The following is a 23125-nucleotide window of genomic DNA, read 5'->3' on the forward strand; positions in this document are numbered from 1 at the left end:
GAAGGCTAAAACCATCACATCCTGTGATAATGCCTTCGTGACCAACATCGTGTTGGCCCGAGATCCTGGAGCGAGCAAGTAGGGGAACGAAGGCTAAGAGCATGACGTCCTGTGATAACGCCTTCGTGACCAACATCCTGTTGCCCCAAGCGGCTCATCGGACGCCCCCAGGAAGCTCTGCTCTGTGCGAAAGCGTAGTGCTAACGTAGCGGCAGCAATTGTTTTATCTGTGCGAAAGCGTAGCGACAGCAACAACAAAGCGCCCAGTCGGAACGGAAATCAACCACACGGTTTGGTGAAGAGCCTAATTTTTAGGAAATATTTTTATCTAAATATGCTATAACCTTTTTAAACGGAGCCCAAATGCTAATTCATTTCGTTTTCTTTCTTGATCTATTAATGCCAATTGAGCTTCTTCAAGAGTGACCTCTTTAAAATAGACTTGACCATTTGCTTGCATTTGTGCTAATGATGGTAAATCAGCAGATATCACTTGAGCTATTTTAGGATATCCACCAGTTGTTTGACGATCTGCCATTAAAATAATAGGTTGCCCATTGGAGGGCACTTGAATCGTTCCAAATGTAACCCCTTCGGATAATAATTCAAATGGCTCTTTTAATTGAATAGCCTCTCCATCTAATCGATAGCCCATTCGATCTGAGTGTGTTGTGATGGTGTAAGGTGTTGAAAGGAATTTTTTTAAACTCTCCTCATCGAAATGCTCATATTCAGAGCCTCTTATGAAGCGGATTGTTTGTGTTTTTTTTAATGTAACAAAGGATGTGTAATCAGCTGACCAAGAAAGGTACGTTGGTTCTTTTTTTAATTGTTTAAAAAGTTCTTCTCCTAACTCTGATCGTCTATCTAATTCAAAGACATCATTCTTCAGCAATTTTCTTCCTTGAAATCCTCCAATTCCAGCACGTATGTAGGTACTTTTACTGCTCATCACTTTGGGCACTTTGATTCCACCACTAAACGATACGTAGGCTCTGCAACCATTAATCGCAGTTTTAAATTTTAAAACAGATCCTTTTTGAATTAAAAGTGGTCTCCACATTGGTGCTTCTTTGCCGTCTATTGTAGGTTGTAAATTACCACCAGTAATTGCGATCAGTTCATCCGTTTCAAATAAAAGGGATGTTCCATAAAGTGTCACCTCAAGAGCGCCTTCTCCTTCCGAATTTCCAACAAGTAAATTCGCAATTCGTAAGGACATCGAATCCATTGCTCCTCCGACGATAACACCAAACTTTTGTAGCCCATATCTTCCTAGGTCTTGAATGGTTGCCAGCATACCTGGCTGTAATACTTTTATGCCCATGTTTTCATCTCCCCGTCGCTCTTATATTCTTCCAACGAAATTGGTACAAACTGAATTCGATCACCCGGTTGCAATAAGGTTGGAGGAGATTGTTCAGGTAGAAACAAACGAGAAGGTGTTCGTCCGATGATTTGCCATCCACCTGGAGTTTCTAATGGGTAAATCCCTGTTTGATTTCCCGCAATTCCAACCGATCCCGGAGTAATCGATAACCGTGGAGTTTCTTTACGAGGTGTTGCAATTTGTCTGTCCATTCCTCCCATAAACGGAAAACCTGGAGCAAAGCCTATCATGTAAACAAGATATTCCACAGAAGAGTGAATTTTAATCACTTCATTAGGTGTTAAACCATGATAAGAGGCTACAAATTCTAAATCTGGTCCCATTTCACCACCATATACTACAGGAATTTTTACGACACGTTCCTTCGTTGTTTCAACTATGTGAGATTGATTCAATAAAGAAAGAATTGTTGCTTTCACCTTTTCGTAAGGCATTTCGCCTTCTTTTCCTATATTTGAAAAGTATACTTCAATCGGATTGTAATAAACCGTCACATTATTATAGGCAGGTACAACTTCGATGAATCCTTCAAATGGATTTCTCTCTAATAAGATCAATATATTTTTAACTTTGTTGTGAATTGCCTCACTGATTCCTTCACCTACATGAATGACTAGTGCAGAATCACTCAAAGGTTTTATCTGTACATTCTCTTTTAAATTCATCATAAAAACCATCTCCTGAAGTTTCGTAATTCGGTATGTAAGTTTTAAATAACGGATTATTAATATTATATTTAAACAATAAACGAAAACAAGTTTAATTTAAATGAAAATTTCAAAAAAAAAATTCTTTCTCAAAATTTTAAATTTATACTTTTCAGTAATTATAAAATATGATAAGATTTTTTTAAATTTCAAAACTTAAGTTCCGAATATCGGTACAAAATGTTTGTAAACGTATTCAGTGTAACTATTTTAGTGGGAAGAAAATGGGGGAAGAAGATGTTTCGAGTTGATGTAAACTGTGATTTAGGGGAAAGTTTTGGTCGTTATCGACTTGGGGAGCAAGAAGAAATCTTAAAATATGTAACCTCTGCTAATATTGCTTGTGGATTCCATGCTGGAGATCCAACAGTTATGCGAGAGACAGTTAAGCTAGCCATTGCTAATGGTGTGAAAATCGGGGCACATCCAGGATTACCGGATTTAAATGGCTTTGGACGACGTGAGATGAACATCACATCACAGGAAGCCTATGATATGGTTATTTATCAAGTTGGAGCATTGCAAGGTTTTCTAACGATTTACAATGAAACGATGCAGCATGTTAAGCCACATGGAGCACTTTATAATATGGCTGCTAAAAATCCAGCGATTGCAGAGGCAATCGCACAAGCTATTTATGATATTTCACCTTCACTTGTATTATTCGGTCTCTCAGGTAGTGAATTAACAAAAGCCGGAGAAAAAGTAGGGCTTCAAACAGCCCATGAAGTGTTTGCAGATCGTACCTATCAGGAGGATGGTTCTTTAACATCTCGTAAACAACCTGATGCATTGATTACGGATAAGGAACAAGCTGTGAATCAGGTCGTGAGAATGGTGAAAGAGGGGATTGTGCTGTCACAACAGCAAATCGATGTACCATTACAGGCAAATACTATTTGTATTCATGGGGATGGGGAACATGCTGTAGAATTTGCACAATATATTCATTCAAGATTAGCAGAACATCAAGTGTCAGTACGTGCAATCAAGGAGGGGTAATCCAATGGTAACAAAAAAAGCGGAAGTTAGTGAAGCAGGAATCGAGCAAGAGAAAAAAGGTCAATTTGTTAAGAAAACAGCAAGTAAAAGTGTGTTAATAGGAGCAGCCTTTTTAATGGCTACCTCATCTATCGGACCAGGTTTTTTAACACAAACGACAGTATTTACACAGCAATTAGCGGCTAGCTTTGGATTTGTCATTTTAATTTCATTAATTCTAGATATTGTCGCACAGGTAAACGTTTGGCGAATCATTGCTGTTTCTGGCTTGCGAGGGCAAGAAATTGCCAATAAGGTATTACCTGGATTAGGTGTTCTCCTTGCAATTATGATTGTTATAGGTGGTTTAGCATTCAATATTGGGAACGTTGCTGGAGCTGGATTAGGGTTAAATGCAATGCTTGGCGTAGATCCAATTATGGGCGCCATTGTAAGTGCACTTTTTGCTATTTTTATATTTATCTATAAAGAAGCAGGAAAGGCAATGGACAAGGTTGCGCAAATTGCTGGCGGTGTCATGATTGTACTCATGCTATTCGTTGCTTTTAAAACTTCACCACCTGTAGGAGAAGCGATTGTGAACACCGTTTGGCCTAAAGAAATTAGCTGGTTTGCGATTGTAACTTTGGTTGGTGGATCAGTTGGAGGTTACATTACTTTTGCTGGTGGTCACCGCCTTTTGGACGCTGGCATCAAAGGACAAGAATCCTTGCCAGAAGTAACAAAAAGCTCTGTGACAGGGATTTTGATTACTGGCGTAATGCGTATTGCTTTATTTTTAGCGGTTCTTGGTGTTGTTTCAAAAGGTTTAGTCATTGATCCTGCCAATCCACCTGCATCTGTTTTCCAACTAGCTGCGGGTAATATTGGTTATCGCATGTTTGGTATGATTATGTGGGCTGCGGCGATTACTTCTGTTGTAGGTGCAGCTTATACATCCGTTTCATTTATTCGTTCATTCCACCCTAACATTGAGAAATATCATAATTGGGTGATTATAGCATTTATCGTCATTTCAACAACAACTTTTGCCTTGGTTGGAAAGCCAGTTAATGTGTTAATTTTGGTAGGTGCATTAAATGCACTGGTTTTACCATTATCACTTGGCATTATATTAGTTGCAGCACACAAAAAAGAAATCGTTGGTACATATAAGCATCCACGTTGGTTAACTGTAACTGGAGCAATTGTAGTTGTTCTTATGGGATATCTCAGCATTATTACATTAATTGAACAACTTCCAAAAATTTTTAGTTAATCTAACAACCAACCATCCATGAGCATCTTTCATGGATGGTTAATTTATCTTTATTCAGCAGAAGACTCCCACCTCTATAGGTGGTGAGATGAATGCGATTTTTGTACCTTTTCAGTGGGTGTCCAAACACCTACTGAAATAGAGGAACCCAGGCTAAGAACTTCACATCCTGTGAAAACGCCTGAGTGACCAACATCGTGTTGGCCTAAAGCCTCCGGCGGATGTCACGGATTTTCAAAGGAATGAATTGTGCTGGCACAATTCAAAATCCGGACGCAATTACGCCAAGGCATAATTGATAAGGAGTGAATTGATGATGACAACATATAGTGCTTTAGAGCCGAATGAAATCCGTAAACTTATCCGCAACCAAGAAATCTCTGGACCAACTTCTGGCATGTCGATTGGGTTTACCCAAGCAAATTTAGTGATTTTAAAGAAGGAGCATGCCTTTGACTTTCTACTATTTTGTCAGCGAAATCCAAAGCCATGCCCATTATTAGACGTGACAGAACCTGGATCATTTATACCTTCAAAAATTGCAAAAAATGCAGATATTCGCAAGGATATTCCGAAATATCGTATTTATCGGGATGGTATTTTAACTGAAGAAGTATTAGATATTACAGATTATTGGGAAGAGGATATGGTAGGTTTTTTAATAGGGTGTAGCTTTACATTTGAAACACCTCTTCTTGAAGCGGGTATTCCAATAAGACATATTCAAGAAAATTGTAATGTGCCAATGTATAAAACAAATATCGCGTGTGAAAAAGCAGGTGTGTTTGAAGGACCAACTGTTGTCAGTATGCGCCCTATGACTCCAGAGGATGCAATTCGTGCAATCCAAATTACTTCGCGCTTTCCAAATGTACACGGTGCACCAATTCATATTGGTAGTCCAGAACAAATAGGTATTATGGATATTTCAAAACCAGATTTCGGTGATGCCGTGTCCATTAAGCCTGGGGAAATACCAGTATTTTGGGCTTGTGGCGTAACCCCTCAGGCAGTAGCTATGGAAAGTAAACCTTCTATTATAATTACCCATGCACCGGGTCATATGCTAATCACTGATATAAAGGAAACAAGCTTGAGCATACTTTAAGGTGCTCGAAGACATCTATTTATTTTCTTCATAAGTAAGCGTCAAGAGGTTGGGACAAAACCAATTTCTGAAATCTAAAAAAGCTGGTAAAATTTACGACGAGTAAAATTTCACTAGCTTTGATTTTTTTTCATAAAAAAAGGACTTACTTGGGACACCACAAAAACAAACGAAAAAGCGCCATGGTGTCGTTCAATTCATGGATCTAGAGGGTAAAGAAATACGTGTAGGTGGTCGTTTAAGTTATGTAATTTTAATATAATAAATTTATGCATTAATTTAATCCTTCTCGTAATTTAAATTTTCGAATAAGGTTCACTGGAAATTTTAGTATACCTATTTGTAAAGTTTTAGTTAATAAAAAAATACGGATGTAAACAAAATATTAGTAGGAAAACAATAATCTTACTTAAATTAAAATGATATTCTGATGAAGCGTGTTTCAAATTAACCATTCGAATGAATTTCATAGAACGAAAGATTTGTCAATATAGACTAAGTCAGATTTTGTTGTATATAATGGTGTAAAGTTGAAATTTGTAGGTGAAATAATTGGACGATATAGTAATTACAGGATATGGAATTAAAGCACCTGGTGTTGTAGATGAATCTAGTTTTTTTAATGTATTAAATAAAGGTATTTGTACTCAGAGCATTTTAAAAAATGATAATCAGCCTCATTCTAGCATTGTTGCGGGTATGATTGAAGATGACTTTCTAGATATAAGTGGAGTAAATTACCGTCGATACCCGCGTTCTGTTAGAATGGCTATTGCGGCTGCGATGGATGCATCTGAAATGTCGAACTTAGATTATTTCAAGCCGCACCGAGTTGCTGTAGTTATGGGAACATCTGCTGGAGCAATTCTTGAAATCGAAAAATACGCTGTAGATGGTTTTGATTTAAAGAAATTTCCGATTCATGGGGTTTCAATTGTTGATACGCACACACTCTCGGGTTCTGTTGCTGAAGCGATTGGTACGTGTGGGACTGCATTCACCGTTACAACTGGATGTACAGCCAGTATAGATGCAGTAATGATTGGGAAACAACTACTTGAAACAGGTAGTGTAGATGCTTGTATAGTAGGAGGAACAGATGCTCCTTTAGGCCAATGGACAATCAATGGTTTTAAAAAAATAAGAGTACTCTCAACGGAGACCTCTATCGAAAAAGCAGGTGTCCCATTTTCAACGGAGCATCGAGGTTTTGTTTTATCTGAGGGTGCTGGTGTACTCGTTCTAGAGCGTAAACAATCAGCACAAGCACGAGAACAGAAGATATATGGGAAGATTGAACGTGTCGTTTCAAGAAATGAAGGGCAAAAATTATTAAGCTCTGATATAACTGGTAGACATATGCTTGAAGTTTTTCAAGAAACCCTTGGAGATACTATACCAAGCTATGTAAACAGTCAGGCGCTTGGTATAGAATTAAATGATCAAATCGAACGATTTATCTTGAAGGAAACATTTGGTTCTGGAGTGCCTATTACTTCAATTAAAGGAATGTTAGGACATTCATTTGGGGCAATGGGAGCAATGCAAATCATTTCATCCCTGCTATCAATGGAGTATGGTTTTATCCCTCCTACGATTAAAACATCAGGGGAAGGATTTGAAGACGTCCCTATTGTTTATGAAACGAGGCATCAAGCTGTAGAGTCTGTATGTATTACTACTCATGGGGGTAGCGGAAATAATGCTTGTCTATTACTGACACGTACATAGGAGGCTCATTTTATGTTTTTTTTATTTTTAATTCTCTTGGCATGTATTCCTATTTTTGTTGGAATTACGATATTAGTATTATTCGAAAAAAGTAAATTATCAAAAATTATTTTTCTATTTCTTCTTATGGCCTCATTTTGGCAAATAGATGTTTCATTTTTGTATGCACAGCAACTATTTAAAGAAGAGACAATTATGCTATTTTTCAGGATTTTTCGATTTGGCTCTATCATGGTAACACCAACAATTCTCTATATAGGGTATACAATTGTTCAAGAAATACTCCCAGATGATTTTAAAAAAAAGTGGTGCTTTCTTGTTAATCGTACCACTGTTCTCCTATCATATGGAATGGCCCTACTTGTATACATAATCGGATGGAGTGATAGAGGGATTAACGGATTAGAACTTGTACAAATTGGTTCTAATATATTTTACTATCCTGTTAACGGAGAGCTATCGTGGATTTTTAATTCCTATGTTCTCTTTTTCGTAGTTAATATGATTATTTGTTTTTTAATTAGTTTAGATGTACAAACCAAGAGTGAACGTTCATTTCTAGTTTATTTTAATATTTTCACGTTAATTGGATATTCAATAGGCTTTTTTAATATGTTTCCATCGTCAGGATTGTTCTCAAGTTCGATTGCAATTTTGGTTTTTGCTATTTCTGCATTAATTCTTTCGAGCCGGATGCATCTTGATATAGTAAATAATATGAATAAAAAGCTATTTGAACAAAAGAGGTTTCTATTCCAAGTCATTAATTTAAACCCAAACTATATTTATGCTCAAGATGAAAATGGTCGTTATACACTTATGAATCAATCATATGCTCAGTTAATGGGCATGAACATTCAAGATAAGTTAGAGAAAGCTAATGATGACGTATATAAAGATTCATTAGTAGAGAAACAAACTGTTGATCATCTTACGGATATAAACAAATTATCGCAAAAGGTATTCATTAGAGAAGAATCCATTACAGGCGCATCAGGAGAAGAGATATGGGTACAGACTGTCAAAGTACCAATTCAAATAAATGATAGCTCAGCCATACTTGCTGTTTCAACAGATATTACGGAGCGAAAGCAATATGAAGATGAAATCAAATTTCAAGCAAACCATGATGCCTTAACAGGATTGCCGAATAGAAGAATGTTCAATGAGGATTTAACGAACCTTCTGGAAAAGGCAAAAATGGAGTCAAGTCAGAATGCAATTATGTTTCTTGACTTAGATCGCTTTAAGTACATAAATGATACGCTCGGACATGATGTCGGGGATCTCTTATTAATAGAAGTATCAAGACGTATTAAAATGTTACTAAAGCAAAAACATAAATGCGCAAATATTTATCGTCTTGGTGGTGACGAATTCACTATTTTACTTCCACATTATAATGCAGAAAATAGTGAGGCTTTTGCAAAAGAATTATTGGAACAATTTAAAAGTGGTTTTTTGGTCGATGGTTGTGATCATTTTATTACACCAAGCATTGGAATTAGTGTATTTCCAAATGATGGGTATGATGTTAACGCATTAATAAAACATGCCGATACTGCAATGTATTATGTAAAAGAAAGAGGGAAAAATAACTATCAATTATTCACATCAGAAATGCAGCAACATTTCTATAGGAAGATGATGATTGAAAAAAATTTACGATCCGCACTAGATAATAAGGAATTTGAACTTTATTATCAGCCCATTGTGGATTTGAAAACAAATAAACTCATAGGGATGGAATCTCTGATTAGGTGGAATAACGAAATATTGGGGAAAGTTACACCGGATGAATTTATACCAATCGCGGAAGAGACAGGAATGATTATTCCAATAGGTCAGTGGGTATTGGATACTGCAATTGAACAAAATGTCCTTTGGCAAAAAGAAGTGTGCAAGCCATTAGTAATTAGTATTAATGTATCTGTGAGGCAGTTATTCGAGCCAACGTTTGTAGAAAGCTTGAAAAACACGATAGAGAACACTTCCATTGATGCGACCAACATTGTATTAGAGATTACTGAGAGTATTGCGATGTATGCAGAGTCGATGATAGAAAAGTTATATGAATTAAAGAAACTTGGTATAAGATTATCAATGGACGATTTTGGAACTGGCTATTCATCACTTAGTTACCTGAATAAATATCCTCTTGATTCTTTAAAAATTGATAAATCTTTTGTCATTGGGATGAATCAAGAAGTTGAGAACAAAGCGCTTGTAAAAACGATTATAGCGATAGCAAAACAACTTGACTTGAAAGTTATAGCTGAAGGAGTAGAGGGAGATGAAGAATATCATTTCTTGACTGAGATTGGCTGTGATTACGCTCAAGGATATTTTATAAGTCATCCACTCTCCGTAACTGCTTTCAAAGAAAAATACATTACAGCTAGTGACTGATTCTCTTGCTATGAACTAAAATCAAGTATTTTTTTACAATGATTACTTTGAAGGCATTAGGGCTTTCAAGAGAATTGGCTCTTAAATTAGACCAGGAGTTTAATTAATCAATTATGTTTCAGAATAACTATAGTTATTCTACACAAATTCTACACATTAATAAACCCTTTAGTATCAACGTTTTAGAGGGGGAATTCATTCCCACCTGAGACGTATCAAGGTTCAGAAAGAACAAGTTTGAACCAACTGAAAAGCGCTTCAAATCCTTTATTCTCAAGGGTTTGAAGCGCTTTTGCTTTTAAAAAAGAATAAGTTATAAAAGGATAGAAAATGATTATAACAGTGTTCTTTTGTTCTTTTAAGACGTAAGTGATTTGTATCTCTTGGAATTTACTAAACCATACGCCTAAGAGTATTAATCCAAAAGTATCGATATGATGATTCCGATTTAATAATTTTTTTCGGTCAAATTTAAGACTTTACGCTCAGTAGCGGCCCTTATGACGTACCATTGTAAGGACATTCTCAAGAACATTATTTACCCATACGAACTAGATCTCTTTCTTGCCATGTTTAAACATATTAGGTGTAGCTTCAATGAGGATAGAAAAAAAGGTGGGTCAGTAAGCCACACCTTTAATAACATATCTGTTTCTTTTTCTTACATTGGAGCAATCTTCTTTCTAATTGAAGCTGGCTCATAAGTTATCATCTTCATTCTTTGATAATAATTTTTGTTGCGTATAAAGTAATTCTTTTGCCATAACAAGTAAATATTGTTGTGTTTCGGGATTGAGGTTATTAAAAATTTCAATTAGTTCATTTTCATAGAGAGAAGATTTGAACATTTCACCTTCCCCTGTTCGCAACCACTCTTCATTAACGTTAAAAGTCACACAAATTACTTTAATATGTTTATCGCTAAATGTACGTTTACCTACTTCAATCATAGCAAGAGTTGATTGACCTAATCCTAAGTGCTGAGCAAATTCTTTTTGGTTCATCTTTAAGGCACTTCTGATTACTTTTATTCGGTTATACAAAATACATTCACCTCATTTATATGTAATTATAATTTATCACAAAGAAACTGTATATTCAATTATCACAAATGAAAAAAACGGTAGACAATAATTTCGATTATGATAATATGTGGTTATAAACATCACAAATGAGACATAATGAGGGGATATTTATGAAAAATGAAACTATTACTAATGAACTAATTGGAATTATAAAACAGTTATCAACAGAAAATCAGCAATATTTCCTTACATTGGTGAGAATGGCCGCTGTAGCTGAAAATGCTATTAAAAAGCATGCACATCTCGATCAAACTACCCAGAAGAGTGCTAGATAATGTATAAGTGTAATTCCACTACGAGTTATATATCAATTTATTAGATTGCCAATAAAGGCTATTTCCACTATTTTCTCCAGAAAAAATATACAATTCAGATGGAACCGTTTTGGACGGTACAGAGTCTCAAAGTATTAGATGATGATATATATAATATTGACTACTGCATACTTTTAAAACCCTCTATAAATTAAGGAATATTTGAAATTATGGGTATCAGTTTAATAATAGTTTTATATAAGTCCCGTGCATTTAAAATGCTATGGTGACTATAAAAAATACATATGAAAAGAGACGTTTCGTGCAAATTAAAACGATACGTGCAAAAATTTTATTTGGATTTACTGCTGTTCTATTAGTAATTATCGTGCAAGGCATATACTACATATTTTAATATCAAAATGAGTAAAGAACTCGAAGAAATTGTGAACAAAGAATTGGAGCTTTCAATTCTAGATCAACATTTAGCAAACTCAATGTCTGCACGAATTGCTGCTTCACGTGGTTATATGTTAACAGGGGATCAAAAATATAAAGACAGATTCAATGACTATACCCAGCCTTCACTTGAAAATGAAGAAATGGCTCATAAAATTCAGCAGTCTGAGAAATTAACGGAGTTATCTGCAAAAGCAGAAACATGGAGGGAGTATATCTTAAAAATGTATTCTCTGTTTATGAAGATGGAAATAAAGATTTAGCCATTGCAAATATAATGAGTGTAGCTGATGAAGCGAGAAATATTCAGTTAGGATTTGAAGAACTTACAAGCAACTGAGAAGAAACAGTGCGTCAAACTGGACTTAACATAATTACAGATAACCACACCTTAAACACAGTCAATTTCATTTCAATCATTACAGTAAGCTTAGTTGAGATTGGTATTGCTTTATATAGTGCCACTTCAAGTTCTCGACCGGTTCGACGAATTACCGAGCGTGTACAACGCATTGCAGAGAGTGATTTAAGTGATGATGCGTTAACCGTTCAATCGAAAGATGAAATTGGTCAATTAATAGGCGCAACAAATATATTAAGTGAAAAATTGCAAAGTATGTTGCGCCAGATTCAAGTTTTATTGCATTTAAGAGGTTGTTCTGTAGCAAAACAAGATAATACTGTACAACAAAGTGAAGAAAACTCCTATTACCATACGTTATTATTGATGGTTATATGTAGTACTCTTACACACTTTATGATAATGAATATACAAAAGATGAAGTATATGGCATGGTTAAGAAGGTAGCACCTTCAGATACGATTATAAAAGAAGATTTAACCTCAAATTATTATGATGACGGAACACTAATATACACAGTAAAGGAAAATAATGAAATTTTGATCATAACAAGAAACTGTAGATGAAATTTTAAAAAGGATCGAATAGTTTAATTAAAATGAAGGATTTAGCTCATTTCTATTATGCTAACGGGTGCTTAGCAAGTTTGAAGGAAATAATGAGGTGAGTATATTGGATTGGAAACCTGATAGAAAAGCGAAAAAAGCTATCTATAAACAACTCGCAGAATATATTGAAAAGGGAATTGCAGATGGTACATTTCCACCAGATAAACCATTGCCATCAGAGAGATATTTAGCTAGTGCTCTAAATTTAAACAGAAGTACTGTCGTTCATGCATATGACGAATTAGAATCGATAGGACTAATTGAAAGAAATAGAGGAAGTGGTACTACCATTAGTAAAGATATATGGGGTATAACAAAAAAACGGATTCCTAGCTGGAATAGGTATATTGAGGCGGGTTCTTTTTTACCTAGTCAACCTGTAACGCAAAAAATAAGAAAAGAAGCTGTTGAACATAAATTAATAAATTTAGCTTCTGGTGAATTGTCAGAAGAACTTTTTCCAAAAAGCTTTTTAAGCGAGATAACTTCAACACGTTCTTTTATTGGAAGCCTAGGATACGATCATCCACAGGGGAATGAAATCCTTAGAAATACCATCACAAAACATGTGAAAAATAGTCGGGGAATCGAAACTAATCCTTCTTCAATACTTATAACATCAGGAGCGCAGCAAGCATTACATTTAATTGTGCAATGTTTGTTAAAGCCTGGAGATGCAATAGCAATAGAAGATCCTTCCTACAATTATAATCTTCCAATTTTCAAATCGATAGGTATAAAAATACATTATCTACCTGTTGATAAGGATGGAATTAACCCGGAAGATTTGGAGTCATTATATAAAAAACACCGAATTAAAATGATTTTTTTAAATCCATATTTTCAAAATCCAACGGGCTACTTATTGAACAAAAAGAAAAAAGAAGCGATTTTAGACATATCCTCAAAGCTTGGAATTCCAGTAGTAGAAGATGATCCCTATAGTTTAACAGCTTTTTCAGGAGATAAAATCTCTACCCTTAAATCAATGGATAGGAATGGCAACGTATTATACATTAGTTCTTTGTCCAAAATTGTTGCCTCAGGATTAAGAATAGGGTGGATTATTGGTCCAACATCGGTGATTGAAAGATTATCCGATGCGAAACAACAAATCGACTTCGGTCATTCTAGCTATACACAATGGGTAGCGAATGATTTTTTAGAATCAGAAAATTTTCATATTCATATAAAAAGTTTGATTAAGGAATTAGAAAGAAGAAGGGATAAAATTATAAAATGCCTTGATACTTATTTAAATGATCAGGTGGAATATTCTATTCCTCAAGGTGGTATTCATATATGGTGTAAAATACTTAAAAATTATAATGAAACCCAATTGCTTGAAGAATCCATTAGAAGAGGCGTCATTTATGTTCCTGGTTCTACACTGGGATCCAAAGATGGTTTTGTTCGTTTTACTTTCGCAAAGGAAGATGAAGACTCAATCGATGAAGGAATCAAAAGGTTTGCAGAAGCCCTTAATAGTATATAGACAATTGGGTGGTTGAAAATATTTATTTCTAAGATAAATGGATGGTCAAAAAAGCATCGAAGTGGATGGTTATAAACAATGTAAATCCCCTTATCATGGAGAGGTAGATGATAAAACATCGATATAGCTTAATTACTAATTATTTTTTATGAAACAATGTGCAAAGTCGGAAATAATCTAGTAATTGCTAATAAAATGATTAAATTATTGAAAGAGTTGATATGATATGACAACGGGTTTGATTATTACGCTAGTGATTGGATCTATTATTAAATTGTTAATGAGCCCTCCCAGTATAGCTGTGGCATGGGGAGTAAGTAAATTTGAGCTTCATAAAAAACTTGATTCAAAAGATGTTACTGTAACATTTAACGGGAAGAATTTAGATGAGGAAGAAAAAAATAGATTTACAGACTATTTTAATAAAGCCTCCTTTTTAAAAAAACACTATATATTTCCAGGTAATGAAAAATTATTTTTACAGCCAGAGACTAATGTTACTCCATTTATCATCAACGTAAAAAGAGGCAAAAAAGATGTTAATTTCTTTGTTTTTAGTTACGACAATCACGTTGATGTAGTTAAGAAATACAAGGAGAAGGTTGTTTCATATAGTATTAGCTCTGAATATCTACAGAATTTCACCATTTTAACTACAAATGCAAACCATTGAAAAAAGGTTTTCGAAAAATTAGGGATTCGGTCATTGACGTAGAATCCCTTTTTTATTACCTTGAAAATTAAGTGAATATAGTACTAGAATTATCTTCCGATTCAATTGAATGGGGGGCGGTGCGCTTTTCAAGAATCCGTCACTTCAGACGCTGTTCCGATTGTCATTAAGATAAAGAAAAATTCTATCGAACTGCCACCAGATTTTGAGGAAGCAGCGTTAACCGAAATCCTACAAGTGGTACAAAACCATGTTCACTAATATTCGGATGGATCAAGTCTTTATCGCTCGAGGTGCGACAAATTTGCGAAAATCCTTAGATGATGTGGAACACTCCATAAATGGTGGTTGCCTTAAAACCAGAACTTAACTTTTGTGTGTCCGGTAAATTGACTTTGATCCAGCTAAATCGGAAAAACCAACTTTTATTTAAGAAAGGTATCGTTAGAATTTAAAAACTTTATTTTTGTAACAGAAATTAAATGATAACCATTAAAGGTTAATTTATAAACATCAGGTTTTTCTGTAGATTTCCAGAAGTCATATCCATATGAATTATCAAAATAATTTATTATATTTGTCATAATATTACCATGTGTCCCGATAGCTACATTTGTAAAATCTTGATTTTCAATGATTTTAAATATTATCGGTAAAGATCTATACTGTGCTTCTCTAACACTTTCTCCTCCATCCAATCGAAAATCTAAATTTTCATAAGAATCCTTCATTGCTTGTTCAATTCTATCTTCTGATAATTTATAATTCCCTTTAAGTGTTCTTTCTCTTAAATTTTCTTCAATAATAATTTTAGAAGGTTGATCAATTAATCCTTCTAATGTTTGTAAAGATTGTGTATATGGGCTTGATAATACTGCATCAAAATGTACTTTTTTCAATGATGCTACAAGTCTTTTTGCTGATTTTATGCCTTCCTCAGAAAGTGGCCGTTCTCGTTCTTGTGCAAAAATAAATGGAGAATGAGCATGTCGAATAAAATAAATATATGTTTCCAAATTTCCCCTCTCCTTTTTAAATACGTTTTTCTTTATGATAAACTAAATTTTGGAAAATATAAATTGTTTGTAATATTTGTTTTGTTTTTATCTGGTTTCCTTCAACTTTAATATAGAAATGGAATTATATATCCTGCAAGAGTAAGGTGGCTGAATATTTTAAATGAAAAGCCAAGTTAAAGTGTACTTTTGCTCGAATAGGAGGAGTATTCTTTTCTTCAGACACAGGGGGGAAGAGGCTGGAAATACTTCAAGCAACATTGAACGAACTAGAGAAGTGAACAGTAGAATATCAAAAAAGCGCGAGAAATCAACGTTTCTAAAATTGATTTCTTGCGCTTTTAAGGTTTTGGCCAGTCTTGTCCCAGCCTAGTCTTCGACACTACCTTCAACCGAAAATTCTATCGTTCTACAACGTTCATTTTTCAGTCCAAGGAGGTTTATATTTTATTTAATTTCAAGTGTATATGGTTGAGAACTAGCTTTGCCGTAATATTCACTTACTTCAATAAAGTAAGTTCCTTTATCCAGTGTGACTGTACCTACTTCAGCATCTCCAGCTCCGTAAAAATCTAAAGTTTCTACTGTTTTTCCTTTTGCATCAATAATACGGATGACGCCATCTAGTGCTTTTTCTGTTTTAAGAGAGAAGAACACATCGCGTTTGCTGTCGTTTTTAAATTCAAAATAGTCTTTATCACCAAATGCAACACCTGCATTTAGATATTGATTAGCTACCCATTTACCGTCTTTTTTCGTAAGTACAGTTCGTTTTGTCGGTATTCCGTTAACTAACTTGGAATCTGCATCTTCATCAGCATTTTTATGATCAAACAAAGTTAAAGTATACGGTTGGATTGATACTTGCCCAACATTGCTTCCGTTAAGAATAATAAAATACCCGTGACCCTGTTTGGCTTTAAAAGAAGTATTTACATCTGTTGTCCCACCAAGACCCATTAGTATTTGAAGGAGGTCTTCACCTTGTCCAAATTGTATTTCTGTTGCCATTTCTTTTGGGTCAATTTTTCTATTGCCATTAGTATCTTCAATAATGGAGCCTGAAAACTTCAAGTCATTTTGAAGTTCTTTCGGTAATTGATCTAGCTGTTCTTTTGTATATGGAATAGAAGAAATAAGAAGGCTCATGACTTCATCTTTGCCATATTGTTTATAATAGTAGAAATCTGTATCATCTTGATAAATGAGATGATCTTTGTAAGTTGTGCCAGGTTGAATCTTAATAGCAGTTTTTGTTGTATTATTATTTATATTATCCTCTTGTGGAATAGCTGCCATTTTACTTGTTTTAAGTGTATACGGTTCAGAAGAACGGTCACCAAGATTCATTACTTTTACAACATAGGTTTTATCCTTTTTCAATGCAATTGTCTTCGCTTCGTTTTCATCAATTGATGATCCAAGAAGTAGACTAAGTAACCCCATATCGTTAGTTAATGAAGAAACTGGGATTAATTCATTTGTTTCCTCATCGTATTCGAATATATTACCAGCTGGTAATTGGTTTATACCTTTTTGAATCTTGAAACCATAAACGGCATTTTCTTTAGCTGTAAATGTGAAGTAATCTTCATCATCTTCAGTTTGGAAGTATGCTTTTTGATCTTGACCAATATCAAAACGAATCGCTTGCTCCATAATTTGGCCAACGTTTTCCGGTTGCCCCATAGCATCTGGATTCATGAATATATTCATAAAATCATTCATTTGAATACGTTTTTTTGTTTTATATTCATTAAAAGGTAAAAGATTCTCTTGTACGTTGTTTTCTAGCATTCCTTCTAATGTAAGGCCGTCTTCATCTTCAGGAAGGGTAACGACTTCACCTTTTAATGTGTAAGGAATGATGGATTCACTAACAGTTGCTTCAGTATCAATACCGCCGCTAAAGAACATTTCAAGTGAGGCATTGGTACTGTTTTCATTAGAGACGCTGATGACATACTTTTCATTAGGCATAGCATCGACAACTAAGTTTACTCCTTCGCCTTTATCGGTACCATAAGATGCTCGAATTGGATATGCCTCATCTAATCCTTCAGCATCGATTATCTCTGTTGGTAGGTCTTCTTTTAAATAAAGCTCCATGGATGCAGTAACACCTGGAATACCAGATAAATCAAATTTCAATGTCGTTGGTTCATTCACTGAAAATGTAAAATAATCTTTGTCACCTAGATGATCTTCAGAAAGTAGGGTATAGTTTTTCCCTTCTGTACTGAATGGGAATTTTTCAATATTCTCCATATGCTCCATATCTAATGAATCAATTGGTAATTCTTTAGTTGTTTGAGCAGTGAAGGTATATTTAGACTGGCCATTTAAGCTATAGCTACCATTATAATCTTTAACTCCAATGAGAAGGGTTCCCTTCTGATCTGCTTTATAAAGGTATCCTTCTTCCTTGCCTACACGAACATCATTGACTTTAATTGGTTCTATTTTTTTATTAGAACCTTCAGGGTAGAAGTACAAATCAAATGCATAATCATATTTGTCAGCACCTTTTAATGTCAGTTGAGCATATTCATTTTCATCTAGATCAACCTTGTACCATTTCTTTTCGTCCGGTTGGTTGAATGAACCTTTTTCAGTATTTACTATATCCTTTTTAAGGACTTTTGCGTTTTTTATGCGATCTTCTTTTGTTTCTGAATACTGTTTAGGTAGATTGTTTATATCAAACTGTAATGCTTTTACAGGATCTACAAGGCCATTTCCAAATGTAAGATCATAGCCCGTCTCACCTAAATCCTTTGCGGTCATTTCGAGAATAGCTTCTATTTCATAAGGCTTTAAATTTGGATATTTTGATTTTAGTAGGGAAGCCACACCTGCAACAACTGGGGATGCCATCGATGTTCCACTAATTTTTGCAAAGGATGATCCTTTTTTCTCATCACGAACGGTGCTATAAATATCTTCACCTGGAGCTACTAGATCAACCGACGGACCGTAGTTTGAATAGTCCGATAGTTTGTTGCGATCATTCGTAGAACCTACACTAATAACACCTTCATAAGAAGCAGGGAAGGCATAATTATCTGTCGATTCATTTCCAGCAGCTGCTACAATGGTAATACCTTTATCAATGGCTTTCTGAACTGCATCCTCTATTAGTGGAGATGTCCCGAAGCCACCAAGGCTCATATTGATAACATCGGCACCTTGCTCAACAGCATAAAGAATTCCTTGTGCAATGGCGAAATCACTGGCCCCTTCTTTTCCGTTGAATACATCGATCGGAAGAAGCTTGGCTTTTGGATTAATCCCGTGTCCCCCAATACCATTATCTTTTGCCGCGCCAATAATTCCTGCTACATGTGTTCCATGTTCATCTGGAGAAGATGTATTGGCAGGTGCTGCAGCATTATATGGTGGGAGCACTTGAGATTTTAGATCCGGATGTTTAAAATCCACACCACCATCGATAACGGCTACTTTTACCTCATGATTGCCCGCTAATTGTAGTGCTTTATCAATTTGAAGTAGGTTCAAATGATACATATCCTTTTTCTTTGGATCTACTGCTGTGCCAAAGGAATGATACACATAGCTCGGGGATACATTTTTAACCCCTTTTTGTGTAGCATAATATGAAACTGCTTTTTCTAAATCTGTTCCTTTGTTGAGTTGGATAACATCGTAACCTAATGAAGGAATAGAGCGGATCACTTTTGCACCAATTTTGTTATGTACATTCTTATCAAGACCTGAATGTTTGACGATAATTGTATCCTTACTAATCCATTCTTTTTGATTTTTGAATATTTGGTCCTTATTGCTAGCTACTTTCACTAGATCTTGGTTCTTTGCTGTTTTTTGTGGAGCCTCAGCGAAGGCAGAAGTAGCAGGAACCATTAGTGCTGCAGATGCTACTAAAGCGATAGATTTCTTCTTCCAGTTCTTCAACTGTTTTCCCTCCTTGGGTCATTAATTATTTGTGACATCTATACTATTACGAATGACTGATAGAAAAGTTTCGTAAATGAGGATATATTTTTCAAATATTCCATTCTATATTTTACCATATGTTTTATCCATCGTAGAAATTACGGTTGCCATTCCTACCCGATTTGTAAGATTGGAGTAGGAGAGGCGAGTGTATTAGCCGCGATAAATTCCAACTATGGACAAATTGTCTTATAACTGCTCAATCAGTCTGTATAAATCTTCCTTAGAACGAGGTATTTTACTATTATTCTCAAATAGTTTTTTATTTTGTAATGCAATGGCCACTTCGAAGACCCATGGGCGTTCAAGATGGGCTCTTTCGAGCAAATCCTCTTGAAAGAACAGTTCAACGGGATCCCCATTATAAATAATTCTCCCAGCTTCCATGACGATTATTTGATCTGCCCATTCATAGGCTAATGGGATATCGTGCGTCGCTAGTAAAATGCTTCGTTCACCGTTTTCTAACGTAGCTAAATAGTGTAAAACTTGTGCACTATAATAATTATCTAGTCCAGCTGTTGGTTCATCTAATAATAAAACGGATGGTTCCATTGCAAGTACTCCTGCCATTGCGACACGTTTTTTCTGTCCAACACTTAAAAAATGTATCGGCTTATCGAGCAATGCTTCAACTTCGGTTTGAGCGATAGCCCACGCAATTTTTTCTTCGATTTTTTCAGTTGTCCAGCCAAGATTTAGAGGTCCAAATGAAATATCTTGCTTAACAGTGCCAGAAAAAAGCTGGTTGTCTGCATCCTGAAAAACAATACCAACCTGTTGACGTAAGTCTTTTAATGCCTTTCTACTATAGTTAAGTGCTGTGCCTTGAAAGGTTATACTTCCAGCTGTAGGCTTCAAAATTCCATTTAAATGCTGGAATAACGTTGATTTTCCAGCTCCATTATGACCAAGTAAAGCAACTTTTTTTCCCTTTGGAATCTGAAGGGTAATGTCTGTTAAAGCATGCGTTCCGTCTGCATACGCATAAGATAAATGTGTTAATTCAAAGTATAAGTCTGTCATTAGAAAAAACCTCCATAAATGATGAGGAGTATAAAAATCGCAGCAATACCTAACCAATTTTTCGTGTTATAGCTGGCCTTTTCCTGCCAATAAACGGTTTCGCCACCACGTGCTTCCATCGCGTTGGTTAGCTCACGACTTCGTTGGAACATCTCGACAAATAAAGCAGCAATCAGCATTGAGACCGAGCGAAGCCACTGCATAGGGGAGCTGTATCCTAGACGTGCCTGCTGCGCAAGATGAATTTTTTGCATACTGTCTAAAAAGATAAAAATAAAACGATACGTTAGTTCTAGTAGCTCTACGAATAAAATGGGCAGTCGCCATTGTCGCAAGACGTAACAAATAGATTGGACTGATGTTGTGAGAATTAAAAAGTACAAACAGCTAATGCTACCAAGGACGATGAAAAAAAGCTGTTGCGCTGTCGCTAAGCTCGCACTGCCAACAAATATTGTCCAATGATGAAGGGAAAATGACCAAATAGTTGAAGGTAGCGTACTTGTTGCTGGCGCTATAGAAATTAAAATGGATACTAGACTCGATAGTAAAAAAAATCCAGGTAGCAATAGCAATTTTGCGTAATATTTAGCAGGGATTTTTGCACCTAAAATGATAAAAGCACTCATCACAATAAATGTAATGAGTGAAATTCGTTCATCTCTTATGATAAGCGACAATAGAAGAAGCCCAAGGGATAACGTCATTTTTTCTAGCGGATGAACAGACGCTAGTTTATTCATATAAGCATACTTATCAATGAGTAACATCGCTTAACCCTCTTTATGTTTACCGCGCATTAAGCCGATGAAATAGCCGATAAATCCGGCTCCAATAGCAGCTTGTAGTGCAAATAATAAACTTTCAATTTCACCACTTGGTGGCTCCCATAAACTTTCAAACCATGGCTCGTAGCTAGCATCTATTTCACCAATTGCTGCCTCCGCTTCACCATCAGCACCTTCAAAATCTGCGCCTTTTTGAATGAAGAGGGGAATGATTGCTAACAACACAACAACTGCTAAGAGCAATAAATTTTTTTTCATGTTAGTGAGCCTCCTTTGCTGAGAAAACACGTAAAGCCTTTAATTCACTCACATTATATTTTTTCAAGAAGTTCATAACAATCACTGTTAAAATGCCTTCACTAACAGCAAGAGGAATTTGTGTTAATGCAAAAATGCCAGCAAACTTTGTGAATGAAGCCATAAAGCCTCCGACCTCAGAAGGGAAGGCAAGAGCTAATTGTACAGAAGTGACAATATACGTACCTAAGTCACCAAGCATTGCTGCTAAAAAGACTGCTACTGAAAACGACAGTCCCATTTTTTGTGAGCCCTTAAATACATAGTAAGCGATAATAGGGCCCATAATGGCCATGGAAAAGGTGTTTGCTCCTAATGTTGTAAGCCCACCATGTGCCAAAAGTAAAGATTGGAATAATAATACGATTGTCCCGATAACACTCATCGCTAATGGTCCAAAAAGAACTGTCCCAAGTCCAACCCCTGTCGGATGCGAACAACTACCCGTTACAGAAGGGATTTTTAAGGCTGATAGCACAAAGGCAAAGGCACCCGATAGTCCTAATATCATTTTTGTTTCAGGATTTTCATCAATGGTTTTACGAATAGAACGTAATCCTAAAATAATAAAAGGAATCGATACGACCCACCAAAAAATCGCCCATTCGATTGGCAAAAAGCCCTCCATAATATGCATCGCAAATGCACGATCTGGCACGAATAAAAATGCCAATAAGAAATAACTAAGCTTCCAACCTGAGAATTTCAAAAATCTCTCCTCCTCACATTAAAATTTTTCGAATTAGTATGCGAACAAAACCAATTTCGCCTTGGCGTAATTGCGTCCGGATTTTGAATTGTGCATGCACAATTCATTCCTTTCAAAATCCGTGACATCCGCCGGAGGCTTTTTTTCATTCAGTAGGTGTTTTAGCCCAATTGGAACCATATCTGTACTCATCTACCACCTTGAGATGGAGTCTATTCTGAATGAAAAAAAACACTTTTCCGAAATTGGAAAAGTGCATAGCTTAAAAATGCAAATAAAATTCTAATCTGCTCAGCCGCACACCCATCCTCGTAGGTTGAAACGATCACATATTTTTCGGCAGGTCTCCTGGCTTTAGTTCAACGTTTTATAGGCCTTCCCATCCTTTGGACAGTGACATTATCTATAAAACTCCCTAGTACAGTGGCGGGACCGCGCCGGACTTAAACCGGCTTCCCTTTTAAGCGAAATGATGAACAATTCGCACCGAAAAAAGATAAAGTTGTGAGATTTCACGACAAAGTGTAACATGAATTTCCATATATATGCTATACTTTTTTGTGAAAAGATTTTAAATTGAGTGTCTATGTCGAAAATTTAGATAAATAGAATAATAATGTCATATTTTCTATAAAAATTTAATGAAAATGTCACAATTTAAGAAAGAAATATTGAAATTTTAAAAAAATAAGCTATGATAGAAACAGTTTTTAAATTTTAATCACAATCAATTATGCCTCGGCATAATTGCGTCCGGAATCGGCTTTGTGCTTG

General features: G+C 35.5%; 19 protein-coding genes and 1 riboswitch. Of the genes, 10 read left to right on the top strand and 9 right to left on the bottom strand.

Features of this window, described 5'->3' with window-relative positions:
* Positions 1-337: 337 nt before the first annotated feature.
* Positions 338-1327, bottom strand: coding sequence for a biotin-dependent carboxyltransferase family protein (locus ACQKMI_RS12875; RefSeq protein WP_427489452.1), 990 nt, complete (start codon positions 1325-1327; stop codon positions 338-340).
* A complete protein-coding gene (gene pxpB / locus ACQKMI_RS12880; protein WP_427489454.1) occupies positions 1318-2058 on the bottom strand; it encodes a 5-oxoprolinase subunit PxpB in 741 nt (246 codons plus the stop codon). Before pxpB ends, ACQKMI_RS12875 begins: the two co-directional genes overlap by 10 nt.
* A 276-nt stretch (positions 2059-2334) precedes the next feature.
* Between pxpB and ACQKMI_RS12885 the strand changes: the two genes are divergently transcribed.
* The 5 genes from ACQKMI_RS12885 to ACQKMI_RS12905 all read left to right on the top strand — a co-directional run bounded on the left by ACQKMI_RS12885 (position 2335) and on the right by ACQKMI_RS12905 (position 9605).
* A complete protein-coding gene (locus tag ACQKMI_RS12885) occupies positions 2335-3099 on the top strand; it encodes a LamB/YcsF family protein (protein WP_427489456.1) in 765 nt (254 codons plus the stop codon).
* Positions 3100-3139: 40 nt separating this feature from the next.
* Positions 3140-4357, top strand: coding sequence for an NRAMP family divalent metal transporter (locus ACQKMI_RS12890; RefSeq protein WP_427490101.1), 1218 nt, complete (start codon positions 3140-3142; stop codon positions 4355-4357).
* Positions 4358-4673: 316 nt separating this feature from the next.
* On the top strand, positions 4674-5465 hold the full coding sequence (locus ACQKMI_RS12895) for a putative hydro-lyase (protein WP_427489458.1): 792 nt from the start codon (positions 4674-4676) through the stop codon (positions 5463-5465).
* A 552-nt stretch (positions 5466-6017) separates the two neighbouring features.
* The gene (locus ACQKMI_RS12900; protein ID WP_427489460.1) at positions 6018-7196 is read left to right on the top strand and encodes a beta-ketoacyl synthase N-terminal-like domain-containing protein; all 1179 of its coding nucleotides are present in this window, start codon (positions 6018-6020) and stop codon (positions 7194-7196) included.
* A 12-nt stretch (positions 7197-7208) separates the two neighbouring features.
* Positions 7209-9605: an EAL domain-containing protein gene (locus tag ACQKMI_RS12905; RefSeq protein ID WP_427489462.1), complete on the top strand. Its 2397-nt coding sequence runs from the start codon at positions 7209-7211 to the stop codon at positions 9603-9605.
* A 698-nt stretch (positions 9606-10303) separates the two neighbouring features.
* Here the strand turns inward: ACQKMI_RS12905 and ACQKMI_RS12910 are convergent.
* Positions 10304-10648 carry a helix-turn-helix transcriptional regulator gene (locus ACQKMI_RS12910; protein WP_323646907.1) on the bottom strand — a complete coding sequence of 115 codons (345 nt, stop codon included), beginning with the start codon at positions 10646-10648 and terminating at the stop codon, positions 10304-10306.
* A gap of 152 nt (positions 10649-10800) precedes the next feature.
* Between ACQKMI_RS12910 and ACQKMI_RS12915 the strand changes: the two genes are divergently transcribed.
* The 5 genes from ACQKMI_RS12915 to ACQKMI_RS12935 all read left to right on the top strand — a co-directional run bounded on the left by ACQKMI_RS12915 (position 10801) and on the right by ACQKMI_RS12935 (position 14540).
* On the top strand, positions 10801-10965 hold the full coding sequence (locus ACQKMI_RS12915; protein WP_323646905.1) for a hypothetical protein: 165 nt from the start codon (positions 10801-10803) through the stop codon (positions 10963-10965).
* A gap of 401 nt (positions 10966-11366) precedes the next feature.
* On the top strand, positions 11367-11666 hold the full coding sequence (locus ACQKMI_RS12920) for a hypothetical protein (protein ID WP_427489464.1): 300 nt from the start codon (positions 11367-11369) through the stop codon (positions 11664-11666).
* A gap of 86 nt (positions 11667-11752) precedes the next feature.
* Positions 11753-12211 (top strand): HAMP domain-containing protein, encoded by a 459-nt coding sequence (locus tag ACQKMI_RS12925; RefSeq protein ID WP_427489466.1) that lies wholly within the window; start codon positions 11753-11755, stop codon positions 12209-12211.
* Positions 12212-12436: 225 nt separating this feature from the next.
* Complete coding sequence (locus ACQKMI_RS12930) at positions 12437-13867, top strand: PLP-dependent aminotransferase family protein (protein WP_427489468.1); 1431 nt, start codon at positions 12437-12439, stop codon at positions 13865-13867.
* Positions 13868-14093: 226 nt separating this feature from the next.
* On the top strand, positions 14094-14540 hold the full coding sequence (locus ACQKMI_RS12935; protein WP_427489470.1) for a YfmQ family protein: 447 nt from the start codon (positions 14094-14096) through the stop codon (positions 14538-14540).
* Positions 14541-14965: 425 nt separating this feature from the next.
* On the opposite strand, the gene ACQKMI_RS12940 is transcribed toward ACQKMI_RS12935, so the two are convergent.
* From ACQKMI_RS12940 to ACQKMI_RS12965, 6 genes are all read right to left on the bottom strand, one after another.
* The gene (locus ACQKMI_RS12940) at positions 14966-15556 is read right to left on the bottom strand and encodes a histidine phosphatase family protein (RefSeq protein WP_427489472.1); all 591 of its coding nucleotides are present in this window, start codon (positions 15554-15556) and stop codon (positions 14966-14968) included.
* A gap of 447 nt (positions 15557-16003) precedes the next feature.
* Positions 16004-19489, bottom strand: coding sequence for a S8 family peptidase (locus ACQKMI_RS12945; RefSeq protein WP_427489474.1), 3486 nt, complete (start codon positions 19487-19489; stop codon positions 16004-16006).
* Positions 19490-19720: 231 nt separating this feature from the next.
* The gene (locus tag ACQKMI_RS12950; RefSeq protein ID WP_427489476.1) at positions 19721-20557 is read right to left on the bottom strand and encodes an energy-coupling factor ABC transporter ATP-binding protein; all 837 of its coding nucleotides are present in this window, start codon (positions 20555-20557) and stop codon (positions 19721-19723) included.
* Positions 20557-21327 carry a cobalt ECF transporter T component CbiQ gene (gene cbiQ, locus ACQKMI_RS12955; RefSeq protein WP_427489478.1) on the bottom strand — a complete coding sequence of 257 codons (771 nt, stop codon included), beginning with the start codon at positions 21325-21327 and terminating at the stop codon, positions 20557-20559. Before cbiQ ends, ACQKMI_RS12950 begins: the two co-directional genes overlap by 1 nt.
* 3 nt (positions 21328-21330) lie before the next feature.
* A complete protein-coding gene (locus tag ACQKMI_RS12960; RefSeq protein ID WP_427489480.1) occupies positions 21331-21603 on the bottom strand; it encodes an energy-coupling factor ABC transporter substrate-binding protein in 273 nt (90 codons plus the stop codon).
* 1 nt (position 21604) lies between these two features.
* On the bottom strand, positions 21605-22351 hold the full coding sequence (locus ACQKMI_RS12965; RefSeq protein WP_427489482.1) for an energy-coupling factor ABC transporter permease: 747 nt from the start codon (positions 22349-22351) through the stop codon (positions 21605-21607).
* Between the two features lie 321 nt (positions 22352-22672).
* Positions 22673-22857: riboswitch (cobalamin riboswitch) on the bottom strand.
* Between the last annotated feature and the right edge of the window lie 268 nt (positions 22858-23125).

It is taken from the genome of Lysinibacillus sp. NPDC097214 (assembly GCF_050277945.1).
Classification (GTDB): domain Bacteria; phylum Bacillota; class Bacilli; order Bacillales_A; family Planococcaceae; genus Lysinibacillus; species Lysinibacillus xylanilyticus_B.

Coding starts and splice junctions, on each gene's coding strand:
- ACQKMI_RS12950 (WP_427489476.1), bottom strand. CDS start 20,557: ATGACAGACTTATACTTTGAATTAACACATTTATCTTATGCGTATGCA.
- ACQKMI_RS12915 (WP_323646905.1), top strand. CDS start 10,801: ATGAAAAATGAAACTATTACTAATGAACTAATTGGAATTATAAAACAG.
- ACQKMI_RS12960 (WP_427489480.1), bottom strand. CDS start 21,603: ATGAAAAAAAATTTATTGCTCTTAGCAGTTGTTGTGTTGTTAGCAATC.
- ACQKMI_RS12885 (WP_427489456.1), top strand. CDS start 2,335: ATGTTTCGAGTTGATGTAAACTGTGATTTAGGGGAAAGTTTTGGTCGT.
- ACQKMI_RS12935 (WP_427489470.1), top strand. CDS start 14,094: ATGACAACGGGTTTGATTATTACGCTAGTGATTGGATCTATTATTAAA.
- cbiQ (WP_427489478.1), bottom strand. CDS start 21,327: ATGTTACTCATTGATAAGTATGCTTATATGAATAAACTAGCGTCTGTT.
- ACQKMI_RS12905 (WP_427489462.1), top strand. CDS start 7,209: ATGTTTTTTTTATTTTTAATTCTCTTGGCATGTATTCCTATTTTTGTT.
- pxpB (WP_427489454.1), bottom strand. CDS start 2,058: ATGATGAATTTAAAAGAGAATGTACAGATAAAACCTTTGAGTGATTCT.
- ACQKMI_RS12875 (WP_427489452.1), bottom strand. CDS start 1,327: ATGGGCATAAAAGTATTACAGCCAGGTATGCTGGCAACCATTCAAGAC.
- ACQKMI_RS12895 (WP_427489458.1), top strand. CDS start 4,674: ATGACAACATATAGTGCTTTAGAGCCGAATGAAATCCGTAAACTTATC.
- ACQKMI_RS12920 (WP_427489464.1), top strand. CDS start 11,367: ATGAGTAAAGAACTCGAAGAAATTGTGAACAAAGAATTGGAGCTTTCA.